Origin of the sequence: Pseudomonas sp. URIL14HWK12:I12, assembly GCF_003097135.1 — a bacterium.
In the GTDB taxonomy this organism is placed as follows: Bacteria; Pseudomonadota; Gammaproteobacteria; order Pseudomonadales; family Pseudomonadaceae; genus Aquipseudomonas.
In genome coordinates, this window is record NZ_QEQL01000004.1 from 1 (window position 1) to 16,065 (window position 16,065).

Consider the following 16,065-nt stretch of genomic DNA (forward strand, 5'->3'; position numbering starts at 1 on the left):
TGATAATCTAGCGACCATCAGACCAACTCACAAGCACCCACACGAATTGCTTGATTCAGTTGTTAAAGAGCGGTTGGTTGATTCTTTCGTTTCAACCGAGGCGCGCATTCTACGCTGTCCTCATTTCCTGTCAAGCGTTTATTTTCAGAAGCTTTCGTTAAACTCTTGAAACATCAACCACTTGACTCGCTTCGCTGCCTCTTGAAGCGGGAGGCGAATTCTACAGCGTTACAACCTGCTGTCAACCACCTTTTTCACCGCGTTCAATCCGGAGACTGAAGCACTTCCAGCATCTTCAAAATCGCTAACTCGTTGAATCTCAAGGAGTTTCGCGTTCCGTTGTCGCTGGAAGTGGGGCGCATTATAAGGGGCTCAGAACAGGCGTCAACCTTTATTTTAAACAATCGCAATATTGCGGCCATAAGGCGGTAAGCCCATGATGTCGCCCCCGCGCAACAAGATCCGTCGTTTTCTAATATAGAAGCCCCCCCGTATGCTCAAGCCCTCCGCGTTCCATACCACGTTAGCTAGCGTCGGCCTGCTGGTGACTGCCATGGTTTCCATTCAGTCCGGAGCCTCGCTGGCCAAGTCTCTATTCCCGTTGATTGGCCCTCAGGGCACTACCACCCTAAGGCTTGTACTGGCCTCCATCCTGATGCTGGCCATCCTCCGCCCGTGGCGAATGAGGCTGGATCGCCAGGCGCTGCGTAATGTAGTCATCTACGGCATTGCGTTGGGAGGAATGAACCTTCTCTTCTATATGGCGGTGCGCAGCATCCCCCTAGGCATCGCAGTCGCGCTCGAATTTACCGGGCCATTGGCCGTAGCTTTAGTCTCGTCGAGGCGGCGCGTAGACTTTCTCTGGATCGCCCTCGCCTCTTTAGGCCTGTACATGCTTGTCCCCCTGCAGGCAGGGGGGTCGTCGCTGGACATGACCGGCGCTGCCTGCGCACTGGGAGCCGGCGCGTGCTGGGCGTTATACATCCTGTTTGGGCAACGAGCTGGCCAGTCTCATGGCGTGCAAATGGCCGGCCTGGGGGTGGTGGTAGCAGCTCTGTTCATCGCCCCGATCGGTGTTGCCCACGCAGGAACGGCATTGCTTGACTGGGCCTTGATACCTACCGCCCTGGCGGTCGCCGTATTATCCACTGCCCTGCCCTATAGTCTCGAAATGATCGCCTTGGCTCGGCTTCCAGCACGCACCTTTGGCACATTGATGAGCCTGGAGCCGGCTATTGCGGCCTTGAGTGGATTGGTATTTCTCCACGAATACCTCAGCGGCCTGCAATGGTTGGCAATTGTTGCAATCATCGGCGCAAGCCTGGGAGCAACTCTGACCGCATCCGCCGTGGCCGCTGCGCCTGCGGCGGACTGAACGCCGCTTGCCGAGGTGCAATACGCACTGGTAATTCTTTGATTTTTAAGCGAAGGTAAACGCTCACCCGAGGGCAGGATAAGCCCTCGGCATTGCTCAGCAACCGGGCGTAGACCCGGCCCCCGATGCAAGGAACGACATGAAAACGCTTTGGTGTTTCGTTGCGCTGGCGCTGCTTTCAGGTTGCGCCGCCCACTCTCGCAGCGAAATAAAGCATGGCCGTAAGGGCCTGCACATCAGTTGCTCAGGGCTAAGTTCTTCTTGGGAGCAATGTTATAAAACAGCCAACGACGCCTGCCCCAATGGCTATAAAACAATCGCCAAATCAGGGCAGGACAGCGAAGGCGAGGATAGCCAGTTTCTCTTCGGGATCAACCCGGCCGGCTATACCAGCCGAAGCATGATCGTCATCTGCCGCTAGACAGCGGCCAATGGCTTGGTGCGCCGCTCCAACCATTGCGCCGCCGGCCCTTGGAGCAAGGGAGCCAGGCGCTCACGTACCAACGCATGGTAGCGGTCCAGCCACTGCCGCTCTTCGAGGCTCAGCAATTCGGGCAAAAGGCAGCGCGTATCAATCGGGCAAAGCGTGAGCGTTTCAAACTCCAGAAAAGCTCCGAACGTTTCAGGGCATTCGCTGGGCACTGCCACCACAAGATTTTCGATCCGTACGCCCCATTTTCCCGGGCGATAGGTACCAGGCTCGATCGAGGTGACCATACCAGCGCGCATGGCCGTAGTCGGCGCTGGATTGGCCTGGTAGGCGATCACTTGCGGGCCCTCATGCACATTCATGAAATAGCCCACACCATGCCCCGTACCATGGCCATAGTTGACGCCATCGGCCCACAACGGTGCGCGGGCGATGGCGTCGAGCATGGGTGACGGAATGCCTTCGGGAAAACGGGCCCGTGACAGCGCAATAGTGCCCTTGAGTACCCGGGTGCAATCCTGCATTTGCTCCATGGACAGCTGCCCGACCGGCACCATGCGCGTGATATCTGTGGTACCTCCGAAATACTGCGCACCCGAGTCGATCAATAACAGCCCGTCGCCAGTGATGCGGGCGTGAGCACTGGTGGTGGCTCGATAATGAGGCAACGCCCCATTGGCACTGAAGGCGGCGATGGTCGCGAAACTAGGGCTCACATAATGGGGCCGACGTGACCGAGCAGCAGTCAGTTGCTCGTCCACGGAAAGCTCCGTGACTTCATCGCCCCGCTCCAACGCCTCTTCCAGCCAAGCGAAAAACTCGCACAAAGCAGCGCCGTCCTGGACCATGGCATTGCGCACATGGGCAATATCGGCTGCCTGCTTGCAAGCTTTGAAAAGCGTAGAAGGATTAATTGCCTCGATTCGCACCACAGAGGCTGGCACGTTTTGCATGACGCCTAACGTGACTCGTGCAGGATCAATCAGCAACCTGCCCGCAGGCTCAATGGATGCAAGTGCATGGTCGATCTGAGAATAATCCCTTACCTGCACGCCCACAGCAGCCAGACGCTCGACCAGTGCCGGCGCAAGCTTGCCGCCGCCTACGAACAGTGTCGCGCAGGCAGGCTCGATCAGCGCGTAGGCCAGAAAGACCGGGTTGTAGGGTACGTCGCTGCCACGCAAATTGAACAACCAGCCAATGTCGTCGAGGCTGGCGAGAAAATGGTGATCTGCACGATGGGTGGCCATCGCCTCGCGTACACGTGCCAGCTTCTGGCTGACCGGCTCACTGACGAAGTCGGCAGGGTGCTCTACTACGGGCTCACTCGGCAGTGCCGGGCGCCCTTCCCATAGCTGATCGAAGATATCTATGTCCGTACGTAACACGCGCCCCTGCAGTTGCTCGTCCAACTGCCTGGAAGCCGCCAACCCCAGCACTGCGCCATCCACAACGACAGTTGCGGTTGGGTGCAGTTGCGTGCCCAGCCACTCATAGGGCCCCGGGGTGCCGGGGCCCGCTTTCACGGTCTCGATACCGGTGCCTGCGAGCTCACGTTCGGCATGTTCCCAATAGCGGCTATCGATCCAAAGGCCCGCGAAAGCCTCGGTAACCACCAGCGTGCCGACCGAACCTGTGAAACCGCTCAGCCACTGCCTCGCCTGCCAATGCGCTGGCAGGTATTCGGACAGATGAGGATCGGCCGACGGTACCAATAGCGCGTCACCGCCCAAGGCTCGAAGGGTCTGGCGCGCACGATCAAGTCGCTGGGCTACTGCAGTGGCACTCATCCTGGTAGATCCTGATCATTGATAACGCAGCGACTATGGCTGAGGGCTTCCCGCCTGGCAACTGCCAGGAACCCCAGAGCCATGCAAGGCTCGGATGCATACAAAACCACCGCAACAGGATCAAACACATGGCCCGGGGCAGCAAGGCGAGCTACACCGCCGCTCAAAAACGCAAAGCTGAGCAAATTGAACAGAGCTATCGTGAGAAAGGCGTGGCGGAAGACACCGCGCAGGCCCGAGCGTGGGCAACGGTGAATAAGCAATCTGGCGGAGGCGAAAAAAGTGGCGGCGGCGCCAACAAACCGGCTGCGGCCAAAGCACAGGCCAGGCGCAGTTCAGCTAAGCGCGCCGCCAGCTCACGTCAAGGGTTGGCACGTAACAGCCGCCAGGCGCTGTCGCAGCAAACCAAAGCTTCGCTGCTCCTGGAGGCTCGCCAACGAAACATAGCTGGCCGCTCTACCATGAACAAACAAGCTTTGGTGGAGGCCTTGCATGAAGACTGACCTAGCCCTCGCGGGCTCTGGCTGGGGGCGGCAGCTGAACCCACCGCCCTGCCTGCTCACTCTGAGCACGCAGCAGCTGGGCTTTTTCTCGCATGTAATCATCATAGGGCAGGCCCTGACGATTAAGCGACTCCATTGACAGCTGGTAGCGCTCTTGCTCGGTGAAAGCGCGCGTCTCCGGATGGCTCGCGCACCCCTGCAGCCATAATGCAGCGGCTGCGGCGATGAACAGTGGAAGGTGTCTCATAAGTAATGTCCGATGAGCCGATTGCCTATTGCTCAGGCTAGACACATTGGAACCTGCGGAAAAATCGACCCTCCTGATAGTGACTATCGGAGTTCCGAAAGCACTCACCGGCTGCCGAAGCTATTTCGCTAGGGTTTGAAACAGCCTGTCGATACCGAAAAATCCTGTCATACATTGCGTGGTCGCCATAGCTACCCTAGGGCCGAGCCACCCGTATGATGCCCAACTGATCCATTGGGTGAGCTGTTATGTCCTTGATTGCACTCTTGTTGCTCCCATTCACAGGCGCAGTCCTGGCCGCACTGCTCCCGCACAATGCTCGCAACACCCAGGCCCTGCTGGCTGGCTCGATCGCCCTGGCAGGCACGCTTCAGCTCGTCTGGTGGTTCCCCACCATTGCACGCGGAGAGATCATTCAGCAAACATGGGCCTGGTTGCCTTCGCTGGGCCTGAACATCACACTCCGGCTCGACGGTTTCGCCTGGCTGTTCGCCACCCTGGTCATGGGCATGGGTTCGCTGGTGTCGCTTTATGCCCGCTACTACATGTCACCCCAAGACCCGGTGCCTCGTTTCTTCTCGTTCTTCCTAGCGTTCATGGGCAGCATGCTGGGGGTAGTCATCTCCGGCAATCTATTGCAGATAGTGTTCTTCTGGGAACTGACCAGCCTGTTTTCATTCCTGCTGATCGGTTATTGGCACCACCGCAGCGATGCTCGACGGGGCGCCTACATGGCATTGGTGACCACAGGGGTAGGTGGTCTCTGCCTGCTTGTCGGCATACTGGTGCTGGGGCAGATGGCGGGTAGCTACGAGTTGAGTGAACTACTCGCCCGTGGGCAGGCGGTGCGCGAGCACCCGTGGTACCCACTGGCGCTGGTGCTGATATTGCTGGGTGCCCTGACCAAGAGCGCGCAATTTCCCTTTCACTTCTGGCTGCCCCGCGCGATGGCTGCACCCACGCCTGTGTCTGCCTATCTGCATTCAGCCACTATGGTAAAGGCAGGTGTATTTCTGCTGGCACGGCTTTGGCCGGTGCTGTCTGGCAGCGATGCGTGGTTCTGGATTGTCGGTGGGGCCGGCGCCTGCACGCTGCTGCTCGGTGCCTGGTGCGCCATTTTCCAGCACGACCTGAAGAGCCTGCTTGCCTACTCGACCCTGAGTCACCTGGGCCTGATCACCTTGTTGCTCGGGCTCAACAGCGACCTGGCCGCAGTGGCTGCGGTCTTCCATATTCTCAACCACGCCACATTCAAGGCCTCGCTGTTCATGGCAGCCGGGATCATAGACCACGAAAGCGGCACCCGTGACCTGCGTCGGCTCAGCGGATTGCGCCGGGCCTTGCCCTATACCTGTACTCTGGCAATGGTCGCCAGCGCGGCCATGGCCGGCGTGCCATTGCTCAACGGCTTCCTTTCCAAAGAAATGTTCTTCGCCGAAACCGTGTTCATCCAGTCCAGCCCCTGGGTCGAATACGCCCTGCCCGTCATCGCAACGCTTGCCGGCACCTTCAGCGTTGCCTATTCGTTGCGCCTGGTATGCCAGGTATTCTTTGGGGAGCAGGCAGCAAATCTGCCTCGCACCCCTCACGAACCGCCGCGCTGGATGCGCGTACCTGTGGAGCTGTTGGTTCTTGGTTGCCTTGTGGTCGGCATCTTCCCGGCATGGTCGGTCGGCCCGGTATTGGCCGTGGCCGCAACCCCGGTGGTGGGTGGGTCGCTGCCAGCCTACAGCCTCGCAATATGGCACGGCGTGAATGCGCCCCTGGTGATGAGCCTCATCGCAATGGTGGCAGGGGTGGGCATCTATTTGCTGATGCAGCGCAGGATCACGGCAGGCCAAACTACCGTGCCGCCACTGCTAGGGGCGCTAGACGGGCAACGGGCGTTCGACAAATGCTCGGCGTGGGTCACGCTGTACGCCCGGCGGGTCTCCAGCCGGTTGACTACCCGCCGCCTGCAGCCTCAACTTTTCACCTTGTTGGGCGTGGTTTTGATAGCCGCTGCCTTGCCGTTCGGCGAGCAAGGGCTGAGTTGGGGAGACCGCCCCAAGATCGCCGGTTCCGGAATTTTCGTAGTGCTGTGGCTGATCGCTATCGCCTGTGCACTGGGCGCGGCATGGCAGGCAAAATACCACCGCCTGGCTGCCCTGATCATGGTCGGCGTCTGTGGGCTGATGACCTGCATCACGTTCATCTGGTTCTCAGCCCCTGACCTGGCGCTGACTCAGCTGGTGGTCGAGGTCGTGACAACCTTGCTGATCCTGCTGGGGTTGCGCTGGCTGCCGCGCCGCTTGCCTGAAGCCGTAGCCGCCCCTGAACGAGGTGCTCGCAACCGGCGCTTGCGGGATGCATGCCTGGCAGTTTTGGTCGGTAGTGGTATGGCTGCGCTTTCGTATGCCATGTTAACTCGCCCGACCCCTAACGAGATATCCGGTTATTACCTCACTCACGCGGTGCCACAGGGTGGTGGCTCGAATGTGGTCAATGTGATGCTGGTTGATTTTCGAGGCTTCGATACTTTAGGTGAAATCACGGTGCTGGCCGTGGTCTCCTTGACGATCTTCGCGCTGCTACGCCGCTTTCGCCCTGCACGCGAGTCCATCACCCTACCCCGCCAGCAACAATCAGCTGGCGACGACCTGAGCCTGGATCTCCAGAACTCACGCGGCGCCAAGGATGCCGCGAAGGGGGTGATGCTGGTACCGGCGGTGCTGGTGCGCCTGCTGCTGCCCATCGCGATTGTCGTGGCGTGTTCTTTGTTCATGCGTGGGCATAACGAGCCCGGCGGCGGTTTCGTGGCCGGGCTCGTAGTCGCAGTTGCGTTCATCCTGCAATACATGGTGGCCGGTACCCAATGGGTAGAAGCGCGCCTGAGCTTGCGCCCGCTACGCTGGCTCGGCGCTGGCATCGCCTGTGCGACCCTGACGGGCGCCGGTGCCCTGCTGTGGGGTTTCCCTTTCCTGACCACCCATACAGCACACCTTGAACTGCCTTTGCTTGGCGAAATGCACATTGCCAGCGCGCTGTTCTTTGACATAGGGGTATTCACAGTGGTCGTCGGCTCGACATTGCTCATCCTGACTGCGTTGGCGCACCAGTCCGTACGTGCTCACCGCCAGGCCCCTCTTCCACGCGCCGTCGCGCCCGAAGGAGTCGCTTGATGGAAGAAGTCATCGCAATCGCTATCGGCGCCCTCTGCGCCTCGGGCGTCTGGCTGGTGCTCCGGCCGCGCACCTACCAAGTCATCATGGGGTTGTGCCTGTTGTCATATGCGGTCAATTTATTCATCTTCAGCATGGGTAGCCTGTTCATAGGCAAAGAGCCGATCATCCGCCCAGGTGTTCCTCCAGACCTCCTCCACTATACCGACCCGCTGCCTCAGGCACTGGTCTTGACCGCTATCGTCATCGGCTTCGCGATGACGGCACTGTTTCTGGTGGTGATGCTCGCCTCGCGCGGGCTGACGGGCACCGACCACGTCGATGGCCAGGAGCACCCCTCATGAACCTGGCACAACATGGGCTGATCGCCGCTATCGTGCTGCCGCTGCTCACTGCGGCGCTGCTGTTGCTGATCAGCGAAAAACGCCGCCGCCTCAAGGGCTGGCTCAACCTTGCCGCGACCTTTGCCGGAGCGGTACTCGCCTTTGGCCTTGTCCAGCAGGCCGATACCGCCAATGGCGTATACCTTGCTGGGAACTGGCCAGCGCCATTCGGCATCGTGCTAGTGCTCGATCGTTTGAGTGCGATGATGGTGTTGCTTACCGCCGTACTGGGCTGTGCGACGCTGTTGTTCGCACTGGCGCGCTGGGACCGCGCCGGCGCCCATTTCCACGCCCTGTTTCAGGTGCAACTGCTGGGTCTGAACGGCGCATTCCTCACGGGCGACCTCTTCAACCTATTCGTGTTCTTCGAAGTGATGCTGGCCGCATCGTACGGGCTGTTGCTACATGGCTCTGGCCGTGCGCGCGTACTGGCAGGCATGCACTACCTGGCGATCAACCTGGTCGCGTCGTCCTTGTTCCTGGTAGGCGCGGCCCTCGTCTATGGCGTAACCGGCACGCTCAATATGGCGGACATCGCGGTGAAGGTGTCCCAGGTCACGCCCCACGACATCGGGCTACTGCATGCTGGCGTGGCCATCCTGGCGATTGCCTTTCTGACCAAAGCTGGCATGTGGCCGCTGAATGCATGGCTGGTACCTGCCTACGGCGCCGCAAGTGCCCCGGTAGCAGCGCTGTTCAGCTTGATGACCAAGGTCGGTGTATACGCGGTCCTGCGGCTCTGGGCGCTGGCATTTCCAGACGGTTTCGGCCAGGCCTGGCTGGTAGGTGGTGGCCTCGCAACCTTGACGTGTGCCGTCCTGGGGCTGCTTGCCGCGCGCCGGCTTGAGCGCTTGGCCGCGCTCAATATCCTTGTGTCGGCCGGCACCTTGCTGGCAGCTATCGGCCTGGGCGGCGAACGACTGCTCGGCGCTGCGCTGTTTTACCTGGTAGGTTCCACACTGGCGGTTGCCGCTCTGTTCCTGATCGCCGAACTGATCGAGAGGGCACGCGCTGCCAACGACGTACCGCTCGACGATGAGGACTGCCCGCTGCCCGCACCTCTCGAAACGTTGCACCCTCCCCAAGATGTGAACCTGGACGATGAACAACGGGCCTTGGTCGGGCGCGTCATCCCCTGGAACACCGCTTTCCTCGGCCTGGCGTTCATCCTGTGCGCCCTGATGGTCATAGGCATGCCGCCGCTTGCAGGCTTTATAGGCAAGATCAACCTGATCGCGGCAATCCTGGAGGCGCAACCGCCTGGGGCAACGGGTTGGGCGTTGGTACTACTGCTTGTTCTGGCAGGTATAGCCGCACTGATGGCATTGAGCCGAGTAGGCATGTTGCGCCTCTGGAGCCCGGCGCAACCCCATCGGCCGGCACTGCGCCCCCTAGAATGCTGTGCCGTGGTGGCGTTGCTCAGCCTGTGCGTGGTGCTGACCTTACGTGCCGAGCCGTTATTGCAATACACCCGGGCGAGCGCACAGGCGCTGCTCGACCCGGGCCAGTACATCCACCCGGTATTGGCCGCAGCAGCAACCGAAAGGGAGGCTCCATGAAGCGCGTGCTTCCTCATCCAGGCCTGTCCCTGAGCCTTTCAGCCTTGTGGTTGTTGCTCAACGGGTCACTGAGTGCCGGTCATCTATTGCTGGCAGCGTTATTAGGGTTGGCAGTGCCCTTGCTGGTTGCCGACCTGCGCCCTGGTAGTGGCCGGGCAGCCAGGCCCGCTGTAACCGTACGGCTCGTCGCCCGGGTGATGACCGACCTGCTGCATTCCAATCTGCAGGTCGCAGTGCAGGTATTGCGCCGCCGGCCACCGGCCAGCGCATGGGTCGAGGTTCCCTTGCAATTGCGCAGCCCCCAAGGGCTGGCGGTACTGGCCGTCATCAGCTGCGCCGTGCCCGGAACCGTGTGGTGCAAGCTGTCGAGAGAGCGCGACCATCTACTGATACACGTGCTGTCGCTCGACGACGAAAAGCGCTTCATCACTGATTTCAAGGCTCACTATGAGCAACCTCTGCTGGAGATCTTCCCATGACCGGCCTGCTGGCCAATGCCATCCTTGCCAGCCTTGGTATTCTCGGGCTGGCAATGATCATCACAGTGATCCGCCTGTTTGTGGGGCCATCGGCTCAAGACCGCGTGCTTGCACTGGATTACCTGTACCTGTTAGGTATGCTCAGCATGTTGGTACTCGGTATTCGCTATGCCAGTGACACTTACTTCGAAGCCGCACTGTTGATTGCGCTGCTGGGCTTTACCAGCAGCTTTGCACTGGCGCGTTTCCTATTACGGGGTGAGGTGATCGAATGAGTGTGTTCGCCGAGGTGGCGATGGCGCTGCTTGTGCTGGCAGGCGCAACATTGGCATTGCTGGGCGCAGTGGGGTTGCTGCGTTTCAAAGACTTTTTCCAGAGGTTGCATGCGCCGGCACTTGGCTACACGTTGGCAGCGTGGTGCATCAGCACTGCCTGCGTACTGGCCTTCAGCATGGCATCTGGGCACCCGCGGCCCCAAGGCTGGCTGATTCCCCTGCTGCTGGCTATCACCACGCCGATCAGCACCCTGTTACTGGCACGCACGGCGCTATTTCGCCAAGCAAAACAGCACAATGCCGAAACCCGCTAGCTCAGGCGGTATTAGCTTTGAAGGTGATAGTACCGGCGCGCCATTTCGCGACCTTAGCCACCGCCGCCTTCAGCGGCCGGCCGAGGCCGCCCTGCAACTGCTCATGAGCTGCGAACACCATCAGCACGCTCTGCCCATCCCTTAGCACAACGCCGTGACCTGCGGACGTGGCGACCGTAGCGAAGTCCCGCTCATCGAGCACCACGGCCTTGTGCTCGCGAAACCGCACCTCAAACTTGCCGCCCTCACGGCTGGGCAATACGGCAGCACGAAAATGATCCCCCACTTTCAACTCCAGCCCAGGCTTGTCATCGACCACCAAGGCCTGCTGGGTGTCGATTTCCGCCATGTAAAGGCCGTCAGCAGACTGCTCGACGATGTAAACGAACCGAGATTGAAACAGCTTGACCAATTGAACCCGCAAATCACCCAGAACGAACAGGGCATGCATCTCAAGACTACCGACGGCCAATGATGGATCCTCTAACATGAAAAACCGATAGCGCGTGCCATAAAGACAAGTGCCAAACCTTATAACTCGAACACTAACCGGCCCGTGGAAGGATAATCAAAGAAACTTCCCTGCCACTGGCCCTTCAAACCTTCAGTGTCTGGAAACCCTGATTGCCCTGGAGGCTCGATATGGAACTGGAAAACCACACCCTTAGCACGCTCTTTCAACAGCTGGGGCTGGACAACTCAGCCAGTAACATTGATGCGTTCATCGAAAAGCACCAATTGCCCAACGACCAGAAGGTGTCCGATGCCGACTTCTGGAACGAAGCGCAGGCCGCTTTACTCAAGGAGGCCATCCTGGCGGACGGGCCGGAAGCGTTGTGGGTGGATGAATTGAACGTACGTCTGCACTCGGACGCCAATGCCGCTTAGGCATTGACTGCCGACCCACTGGCCGCTCAGGCGGGCTCACGGCCCTTGAGCGCGACCCGGAGCCGGCAAAGGAGAGCGATCGAGCGGTCGCTTTTCTTCGCCCCACCTACAGCAAATCGGCTGGCCGTGCATTGTCGAGCGCAGGCGAGCGCGCCTTTATACCATCGCCAACATGCCCCCAAAAGTGGGCCGATTTTGCCACCATTGGCTGGCCAATACACCATTATTTGCTTGTCGCGGGCTTGTAACCCAGCCTCAGGCCACCCCAATGTCGGCCTCCCACCATGATGGGGACTGACAAGTCGTGCATGAGCTCGCCCGTATCGCGCGTGTAGGTCTGAAGCAACATGGGTTTTTGGTGGCTGCCGCAACGTATACCAGTGGCATCATCAAAGCGCCGCTTGCTGCGCGACCAGGCACGGTCATGAGCCAAATCCCCCGTAGGCGCGCGATTGAACGCCTGATTGTGGGTGGGCACATAGCCCTGGGGTGTACAAGCAATGGCGAAGACCAATCCTTCATGGCGCTTCAGAAGCGGTTCTTGTATCGCAGGCAGCACCTGATCGGTATAGCGGTCAAAGCGAGTGCTGTACTTGGCGGGGTCAGTACCGGCCTGGAGCACGTAATGGCGGTCAAACAGATCGTCCAATCCGATCCGCCCCGCTGCCAAGTCGGCTTCGAATCGCATCGCTATGGCCTGCGCGCCTTCCCTTGCGAGGTCGAATACCCGCTGGTGATAGTCATCCAGGCCTACCTCAGCCAGCCGCTCGCTAAGGCCTTCGGCCTGCGCTTGTAGCTCGACAGCAGCACGGTCAAGCTGGTGAGTGCGCTCGTCACTGACGGCAAGGTCCCCGCGCATGCGCTCGATCGCTTCGAACAAAGTGGCGAGCTGTTCACGATTGGCGCGGGCCCCCTGATCAATACTTCCCATCCGGCTTTCGACCCCCGCGGCAAGGCTCGCTATTTGCGCAAGCTGCTCGCCTGTGCCGTGCACCTGCTCCACGCCCGCTTGCAGCTCATCGGTCAATTGATGGATCTGCCCGACCACCTCCCCGGTACGCTGCTGGATTTCACCGACCATCTGGCCGACTTCCTCAGTGGCCGAAGCAGTACGGGCGGCAAGGCCACGAACTTCGTCCGCGACTACCGCGAAACCGCGACCATGCTCACCCGCCCGAGCGGCTTCGATCGCCGCATTGAGCGCAAGCAGGTTGGTTTGGCTGGCGATCGACTGAATGGTTGCAGCCACACGCTGAATGCTTTCGCCGAGTTGGGCCAGTACCTCTATGGTCTGCCGGCTGTGACTGGCCCGTTGGCTGAGCTGATGCATCCGTTGAATGGATTCATTCAGCGCCGCTTGGCCGGCGCCGGCGCACGCATGAACGCTGCTGGCCGCTTCCAGCGCCTGGCCACCCTGCGCCGCAGTGCTGTCGACCGTCTGGATCATCGCCTGGGCGCTCTCGACGATTTGGGCGGCAGAGGCCAGCTGTGACTCCAGGCGCTGCGCCAACTGCTTTACGGCCCAGGCCACACCTGCGGCCGATAGAGCGTTCTGGCTGGTGTGCTGAGCCAGGTCAGCAGCCAGTTCACCAACACCGCCGGCGGCCCGCCCTGCCATGGGTAATTCTGGTCGCATGCGGCCAGGGATCCAGTGAGCCACGAGCGCCAGCACCACACACGCCCAGATCGGCAAGCCCATCACCTGTGCCGCCCAGAACAGCCCGCCCAGTATCAGCGCTTGGAGAGCGAACCAGCATAACAAGGCCACGCGCGACCGGGGCCGAAGGGTGGGCGCGGGCCCCTGCAGGGCGGTTGGCTGGCCGATGCTCATGATCGCGACTCCTGCGGGCATTCTATTTTTATGCCCGCAGCATGCGCTATCAGTTAGCCAGTGGCCATGCTGCCTTGGTAGGGGCCGACGACTGGCAGGTCTTCAGGCCTGACGCTGGTGCTTGTCGATCTGCTCGTGGCGTTCTTGAGCTTCGATGCAGTATTTGGTGATCGGGCTGATCAGCAGGCGCTTCAGGCCGATAGGCTCACCGCTGTCGTCGCACCAGCCAAAGGTATCTTCGGCAATACGGCCGAGTGCCATTTCCAGTTGGGGCAGGAGCCGCTGATCACGCTCGATCGCATTGACCAGCCAGTGCCGCTCCTCTTCGACCGACGCCACGTCGGCCGGGTCGGCAGGCGATTCCAGGCTCTCGATGGCCTGGCGGCTCAGCTCGATACGCTCCTGGGTTTCGATTTTCAGGGCCTGGATCATTCCCTGGAAATAGGCCAGTTGCGCGGCGTTCATGTAGTCGTCGGCCGGCATCGCCAGCAGCTCATCCTTCGTCATGGATCTCTCGATTAAAACCTGCGTGCGAACACGATAAGGGCACAGTGGGCGCCCGGCATTGCGTATGAGGGGCGGCAGTCTAAGGGCGCAGGCCGCGCGCAGCAATAGCCAAGCGAAGGGATTTGACGCAAGGCATCAGCAGGGGCCGGCTTGCAAAGGTGCGGCGATACGAAGCTTGACCCAGCGCACGAAAAAGCTAGCAGGGTATTCAGTAATGGTTCTCATTATGTTACAACTGCGCACTTTCATTAGCAGGCGGTTTGCAGTAAATGCTCGTTCCTTTTTTGATCATGCTGCGCGAAGGGATTGAAGCCGCGCTCATTGTTGGCATCATTGCCAGCTACCTCAAGCAAACCGGCCGCGGCCAGTGGATGCCGGCTGTTTGGATCGGCGTGTTGCTGGCCGGCGCATTGGCGCTGCTGGTGGGTGGCGGCCTTGAGCTGGTGGCTGCCGAGTTTCCGCAAAAACAGCAGGAGCTATTCGAGTCGCTCATCGGCTTCATGGCCGTGATCATCCTTAGCTCCATGGTGGTATGGATGCGCAAGGTGGCCCGTTCGCTCAAAACCGAGTTGCACGGTTCGCTGGAACAGGCCCTGGCAGGGTCGCGCAACCAGACGCTTGCGTTGATCGCCATGGTGTTTTTCGCCGTCGCCCGGGAGGGCCTGGAGACAGTCTTCTTCTTGCTGGCGATCTTTCAGCAAAGCGAAGGCCTGGGCGCACCGCTCGGCGCGTTGCTTGGCCTGCTAGGTGCCGTTGCGATCGGGCTAGCACTCTATCGAGGCAGCCTCAAGCTCAACTTGTCCCAGTTCTTCCGCTGGACAGGCCTGTTCATCCTGGTGGTCGCGGCCGGGATTCTGGCCAACTCGGTACGCTCGCTGCATGAAGCCGGTGTCTGGAACAGCCTTCAGGAAGTGGTGTTCGACGTCAGCGCAACGCTGCCAATGGACGGCCCCGTCGGCTCTGTTCTGGCAGGCATGTTCGGCTATCAGGATGCTCCCACCGTGAGTGTTCTCGGCGCATGGGCCCTGTACATGGCCTTCGCCCTGATCCTGTTTTTCCTTCCGGGCAAGCCGGCGCCTGCCCGATCAACCTCTCCCGTTACCCAGCCTTAAGGGGCACCATGTCCAACCCAACTCAACAGCCGCCCCGCCTGCTGCGTGCGGCGGTGGCAGGCTCGGTGGTCGTTCTGATCGCCGCAGGCGGCCTGTTCTACTATGCCTCTAAGGTCGCTGGCGAAAAGCGTAAGGCCAACGCCGGCAGTGAGATCACCGTCACCATCCACCCCAAACAGTGCGAGCCGAATGCATTGACCGTGCCGGCAGGCAAGACGAGCTTTCGTATCGTCAACGCCAGCGACCGCGCAGTCGAATGGGAAATACTCGACGGCGTGTTGGTGGTCGAGGAGCGTGAGAACATCACGCCCGGCCTGAGCCAGGTGATCAATGCCAACCTCGAGCCAGGCGAATACGCCATCACCTGCGGCCTGCTGTCCAACCCGCGCGGCACGCTGAAAGTGACCGCTACGGCTGAATCCGAAGCTCGCGCCAAAGCGCGCCCGGAGATGACCGCCTTTCTCGGCCCGCTGTCGGAGTACCGCGTTTACCTGAGCATCCAGGGCACCGGCTTGATCCAAGGCGTCGACGCACTGGCCCAGGCTATCGATGCCGGCGACCTGGCGGGCGCACGCGCAGCCTACGCCCCTGCCCGAGCTTCCTACCAGCGCATCGCACCGGCCGCGCAACGGTTTGCCGAGCTCAACAATGCCATCGACGCGCGCGCCGACTATTACGAAAAGCGCGAGCAAGACCCGGCCTTTACTGGTTTCCACCGCCTTGAGTACGGCCTGTTCGAGCAAAACAGCATCGAGGGCCTGGCCCCGATAGCCCACCGCTTGCAGGCCGATGTGACCGCCCTTAAGGCCCAGCTGCTGGCGACCCCCATCCCGCCGGACCAGCTGGTCAGCATCGTTTCGCGCAACCTGCGCACCCTGGGCGAGAACCGCTTCAATGGCCAGGAAGAGCGCTATAGCCATCTGGACTTGAACGGTTTCGCGGCCAACCTGGAGGGTGCCGGCAAGGTCATCGACCTGATGCATCCGCTCCTGGAGAAGCGAGCCGCTTCGCTGGTCTCGCAACTCGACAGCAATCGGCAGGCGCTCAAGGCCCAACTCGATGCCCTGCGTGAAGGCCAAGGTTATCGCCCGTACGACAAAGTAGGCGACGACCAGCGCAAGGCGCTGGCGAGCGCTGCCAAAGCCCTGGCCGACAGCCTTGACGGTATCGACCAGGCCCTGGGCCTGTCGGCCCTGTAACACCGTGGAACA

The 16,065-nt window shown here is 60.6% G+C and carries 17 protein-coding genes; 12 read left to right on the plus strand and 5 right to left on the minus strand.

Translation table 11 applies throughout. From position 1 onward, the window contains the following. The first annotated feature begins 493 nt into the window (after window positions 1–493). Both rhtA and F474_RS12770 read left to right on the plus strand, forming a co-directional pair. Complete coding sequence (gene rhtA / locus F474_RS12765) at window positions 494–1,375, plus strand: threonine/homoserine exporter RhtA (protein ID WP_097085240.1); 882 nt, start codon at window positions 494–496, stop codon at window positions 1,373–1,375. Window positions 1,376–1,514: 139 nt separating this feature from the next. Further along, complete coding sequence (locus tag F474_RS12770; protein ID WP_097085239.1) at window positions 1,515–1,796, plus strand: hypothetical protein; 282 nt, start codon at window positions 1,515–1,517, stop codon at window positions 1,794–1,796. Here F474_RS12770 and F474_RS12775 read toward each other — a convergent pair. Continuing rightward, window positions 1,793–3,595: an aminopeptidase P family protein gene (locus tag F474_RS12775; protein WP_097085238.1), complete on the minus strand. Its 1,803-nt coding sequence runs from the start codon at window positions 3,593–3,595 to the stop codon at window positions 1,793–1,795. The two genes, F474_RS12770 and F474_RS12775, sit on opposite strands and share 4 nt — an antisense overlap. Window positions 3,596–3,723: 128 nt before the next feature. On the opposite strand from F474_RS12775, the gene F474_RS12780 reads away from it, so the two are divergent. After that, window positions 3,724–4,098, plus strand: a complete 375-nt coding sequence (locus F474_RS12780) for a termination factor Rho (RefSeq protein ID WP_097085237.1) — start codon at window positions 3,724–3,726, stop codon at window positions 4,096–4,098. A 1-nt stretch (window position 4,099) separates the two neighbouring features. Here F474_RS12780 and F474_RS12785 read toward each other — a convergent pair whose 3' ends face one another. Continuing rightward, window positions 4,100–4,345: a hypothetical protein gene (locus F474_RS12785; RefSeq protein WP_097085236.1), complete on the minus strand. Its 246-nt coding sequence runs from the start codon at window positions 4,343–4,345 to the stop codon at window positions 4,100–4,102. A gap of 248 nt (window positions 4,346–4,593) precedes the next feature. Between F474_RS12785 and F474_RS12790 the strand changes: the two genes are divergently transcribed. From F474_RS12790 to mnhG, 6 genes are read left to right on the plus strand one after another with little or no spacing between them, the layout of a single operon-like run. Then, a complete protein-coding gene (locus F474_RS12790; protein ID WP_097085235.1) occupies window positions 4,594–7,506 on the plus strand; it encodes a monovalent cation/H+ antiporter subunit A in 2,913 nt (970 codons plus the stop codon). Then, window positions 7,506–7,850, plus strand: coding sequence for a Na+/H+ antiporter subunit C (locus F474_RS12795; RefSeq protein WP_097085234.1), 345 nt, complete (start codon window positions 7,506–7,508; stop codon window positions 7,848–7,850). Before F474_RS12790 ends, F474_RS12795 begins: the two co-directional genes overlap by 1 nt. Then, window positions 7,847–9,448 carry a monovalent cation/H+ antiporter subunit D gene (locus F474_RS12800; RefSeq protein WP_097085233.1) on the plus strand — a complete coding sequence of 534 codons (1,602 nt, stop codon included), beginning with the start codon at window positions 7,847–7,849 and terminating at the stop codon, window positions 9,446–9,448. The genes F474_RS12795 and F474_RS12800 overlap by 4 nt, the downstream gene beginning before the upstream one ends. Further along, window positions 9,445–9,927, plus strand: a complete 483-nt coding sequence (locus tag F474_RS12805; RefSeq protein ID WP_097085232.1) for a Na+/H+ antiporter subunit E — start codon at window positions 9,445–9,447, stop codon at window positions 9,925–9,927. Before F474_RS12800 ends, F474_RS12805 begins: the two co-directional genes overlap by 4 nt. Then, the gene (locus F474_RS12810; protein ID WP_097085231.1) at window positions 9,924–10,202 is read left to right on the plus strand and encodes a K+/H+ antiporter subunit F; all 279 of its coding nucleotides are present in this window, start codon (window positions 9,924–9,926) and stop codon (window positions 10,200–10,202) included. Before F474_RS12805 ends, F474_RS12810 begins: the two co-directional genes overlap by 4 nt. Then, window positions 10,199–10,516, plus strand: coding sequence for a monovalent cation/H(+) antiporter subunit G (mnhG, locus tag F474_RS12815; protein WP_097085230.1), 318 nt, complete (start codon window positions 10,199–10,201; stop codon window positions 10,514–10,516). Before F474_RS12810 ends, mnhG begins: the two co-directional genes overlap by 4 nt. A gap of 1 nt (window position 10,517) precedes the next feature. Here the strand turns inward: mnhG and F474_RS12820 are convergent, their stop codons facing one another. After that, a complete protein-coding gene (locus tag F474_RS12820) occupies window positions 10,518–10,988 on the minus strand; it encodes a hypothetical protein (protein WP_097085229.1) in 471 nt (156 codons plus the stop codon). Window positions 10,989–11,158: 170 nt separating this feature from the next. Here F474_RS12820 and F474_RS12825 point away from each other — a divergent pair, with 170 nt between their 5' ends. Then, window positions 11,159–11,404: a DUF2789 family protein gene (locus F474_RS12825; protein WP_097085228.1), complete on the plus strand. Its 246-nt coding sequence runs from the start codon at window positions 11,159–11,161 to the stop codon at window positions 11,402–11,404. A 223-nt stretch (window positions 11,405–11,627) separates the two neighbouring features. Here the strand turns inward: F474_RS12825 and F474_RS12830 are convergent, their stop codons facing one another. Both F474_RS12830 and F474_RS12835 read right to left on the minus strand, forming a co-directional pair. Continuing rightward, entirely contained in the window at window positions 11,628–13,256 is a 1,629-nt protein-coding gene (locus tag F474_RS12830; RefSeq protein ID WP_141400652.1) for a methyl-accepting chemotaxis protein, read from the minus strand. Between the two features lie 81 nt (window positions 13,257–13,337). Then, window positions 13,338–13,742: a TraR/DksA C4-type zinc finger protein gene (locus F474_RS12835; protein WP_097085226.1), complete on the minus strand. Its 405-nt coding sequence runs from the start codon at window positions 13,740–13,742 to the stop codon at window positions 13,338–13,340. A 269-nt stretch (window positions 13,743–14,011) separates the two neighbouring features. On the opposite strand from F474_RS12835, the gene efeU reads away from it, so the two are divergent. Both efeU and efeO read left to right on the plus strand, forming a co-directional pair. After that, complete coding sequence (gene efeU, locus F474_RS12840) at window positions 14,012–14,854, plus strand: iron uptake transporter permease EfeU (protein ID WP_097085225.1); 843 nt, start codon at window positions 14,012–14,014, stop codon at window positions 14,852–14,854. Between the two features lie 8 nt (window positions 14,855–14,862). Continuing rightward, window positions 14,863–16,053, plus strand: coding sequence for an iron uptake system protein EfeO (gene efeO, locus F474_RS12845; protein ID WP_097085224.1), 1,191 nt, complete (start codon window positions 14,863–14,865; stop codon window positions 16,051–16,053). Window positions 16,054–16,065 lie beyond the last annotated feature (12 nt).

Bases quoted from the DNA above. Each gene is read 5' to 3' on its own strand.
- rhtA (WP_097085240.1), top strand. From the start codon at position 494: ATGCTCAAGCCCTCCGCGTTCCATACCACGTTAGCTAGCGTCGGCCTG.
- F474_RS12770 (WP_097085239.1), top strand. From the start codon at position 1,515: ATGAAAACGCTTTGGTGTTTCGTTGCGCTGGCGCTGCTTTCAGGTTGC.
- F474_RS12775 (WP_097085238.1), bottom strand. From the start codon at position 3,595: ATGAGTGCCACTGCAGTAGCCCAGCGACTTGATCGTGCGCGCCAGACC.
- F474_RS12780 (WP_097085237.1), top strand. From the start codon at position 3,724: ATGGCCCGGGGCAGCAAGGCGAGCTACACCGCCGCTCAAAAACGCAAA.
- F474_RS12785 (WP_097085236.1), bottom strand. From the start codon at position 4,345: ATGAGACACCTTCCACTGTTCATCGCCGCAGCCGCTGCATTATGGCTG.
- F474_RS12790 (WP_097085235.1), top strand. From the start codon at position 4,594: ATGTCCTTGATTGCACTCTTGTTGCTCCCATTCACAGGCGCAGTCCTG.
- F474_RS12795 (WP_097085234.1), top strand. From the start codon at position 7,506: ATGGAAGAAGTCATCGCAATCGCTATCGGCGCCCTCTGCGCCTCGGGC.
- F474_RS12800 (WP_097085233.1), top strand. From the start codon at position 7,847: ATGAACCTGGCACAACATGGGCTGATCGCCGCTATCGTGCTGCCGCTG.
- F474_RS12805 (WP_097085232.1), top strand. From the start codon at position 9,445: ATGAAGCGCGTGCTTCCTCATCCAGGCCTGTCCCTGAGCCTTTCAGCC.
- F474_RS12810 (WP_097085231.1), top strand. From the start codon at position 9,924: ATGACCGGCCTGCTGGCCAATGCCATCCTTGCCAGCCTTGGTATTCTC.
- mnhG (WP_097085230.1), top strand. From the start codon at position 10,199: ATGAGTGTGTTCGCCGAGGTGGCGATGGCGCTGCTTGTGCTGGCAGGC.
- F474_RS12825 (WP_097085228.1), top strand. From the start codon at position 11,159: ATGGAACTGGAAAACCACACCCTTAGCACGCTCTTTCAACAGCTGGGG.
- F474_RS12830 (WP_141400652.1), bottom strand. From the start codon at position 13,256: ATGCCCGCAGGAGTCGCGATCATGAGCATCGGCCAGCCAACCGCCCTG.
- F474_RS12835 (WP_097085226.1), bottom strand. From the start codon at position 13,742: ATGACGAAGGATGAGCTGCTGGCGATGCCGGCCGACGACTACATGAAC.
- efeU (WP_097085225.1), top strand. From the start codon at position 14,012: ATGCTCGTTCCTTTTTTGATCATGCTGCGCGAAGGGATTGAAGCCGCG.
- efeO (WP_097085224.1), top strand. From the start codon at position 14,863: ATGTCCAACCCAACTCAACAGCCGCCCCGCCTGCTGCGTGCGGCGGTG.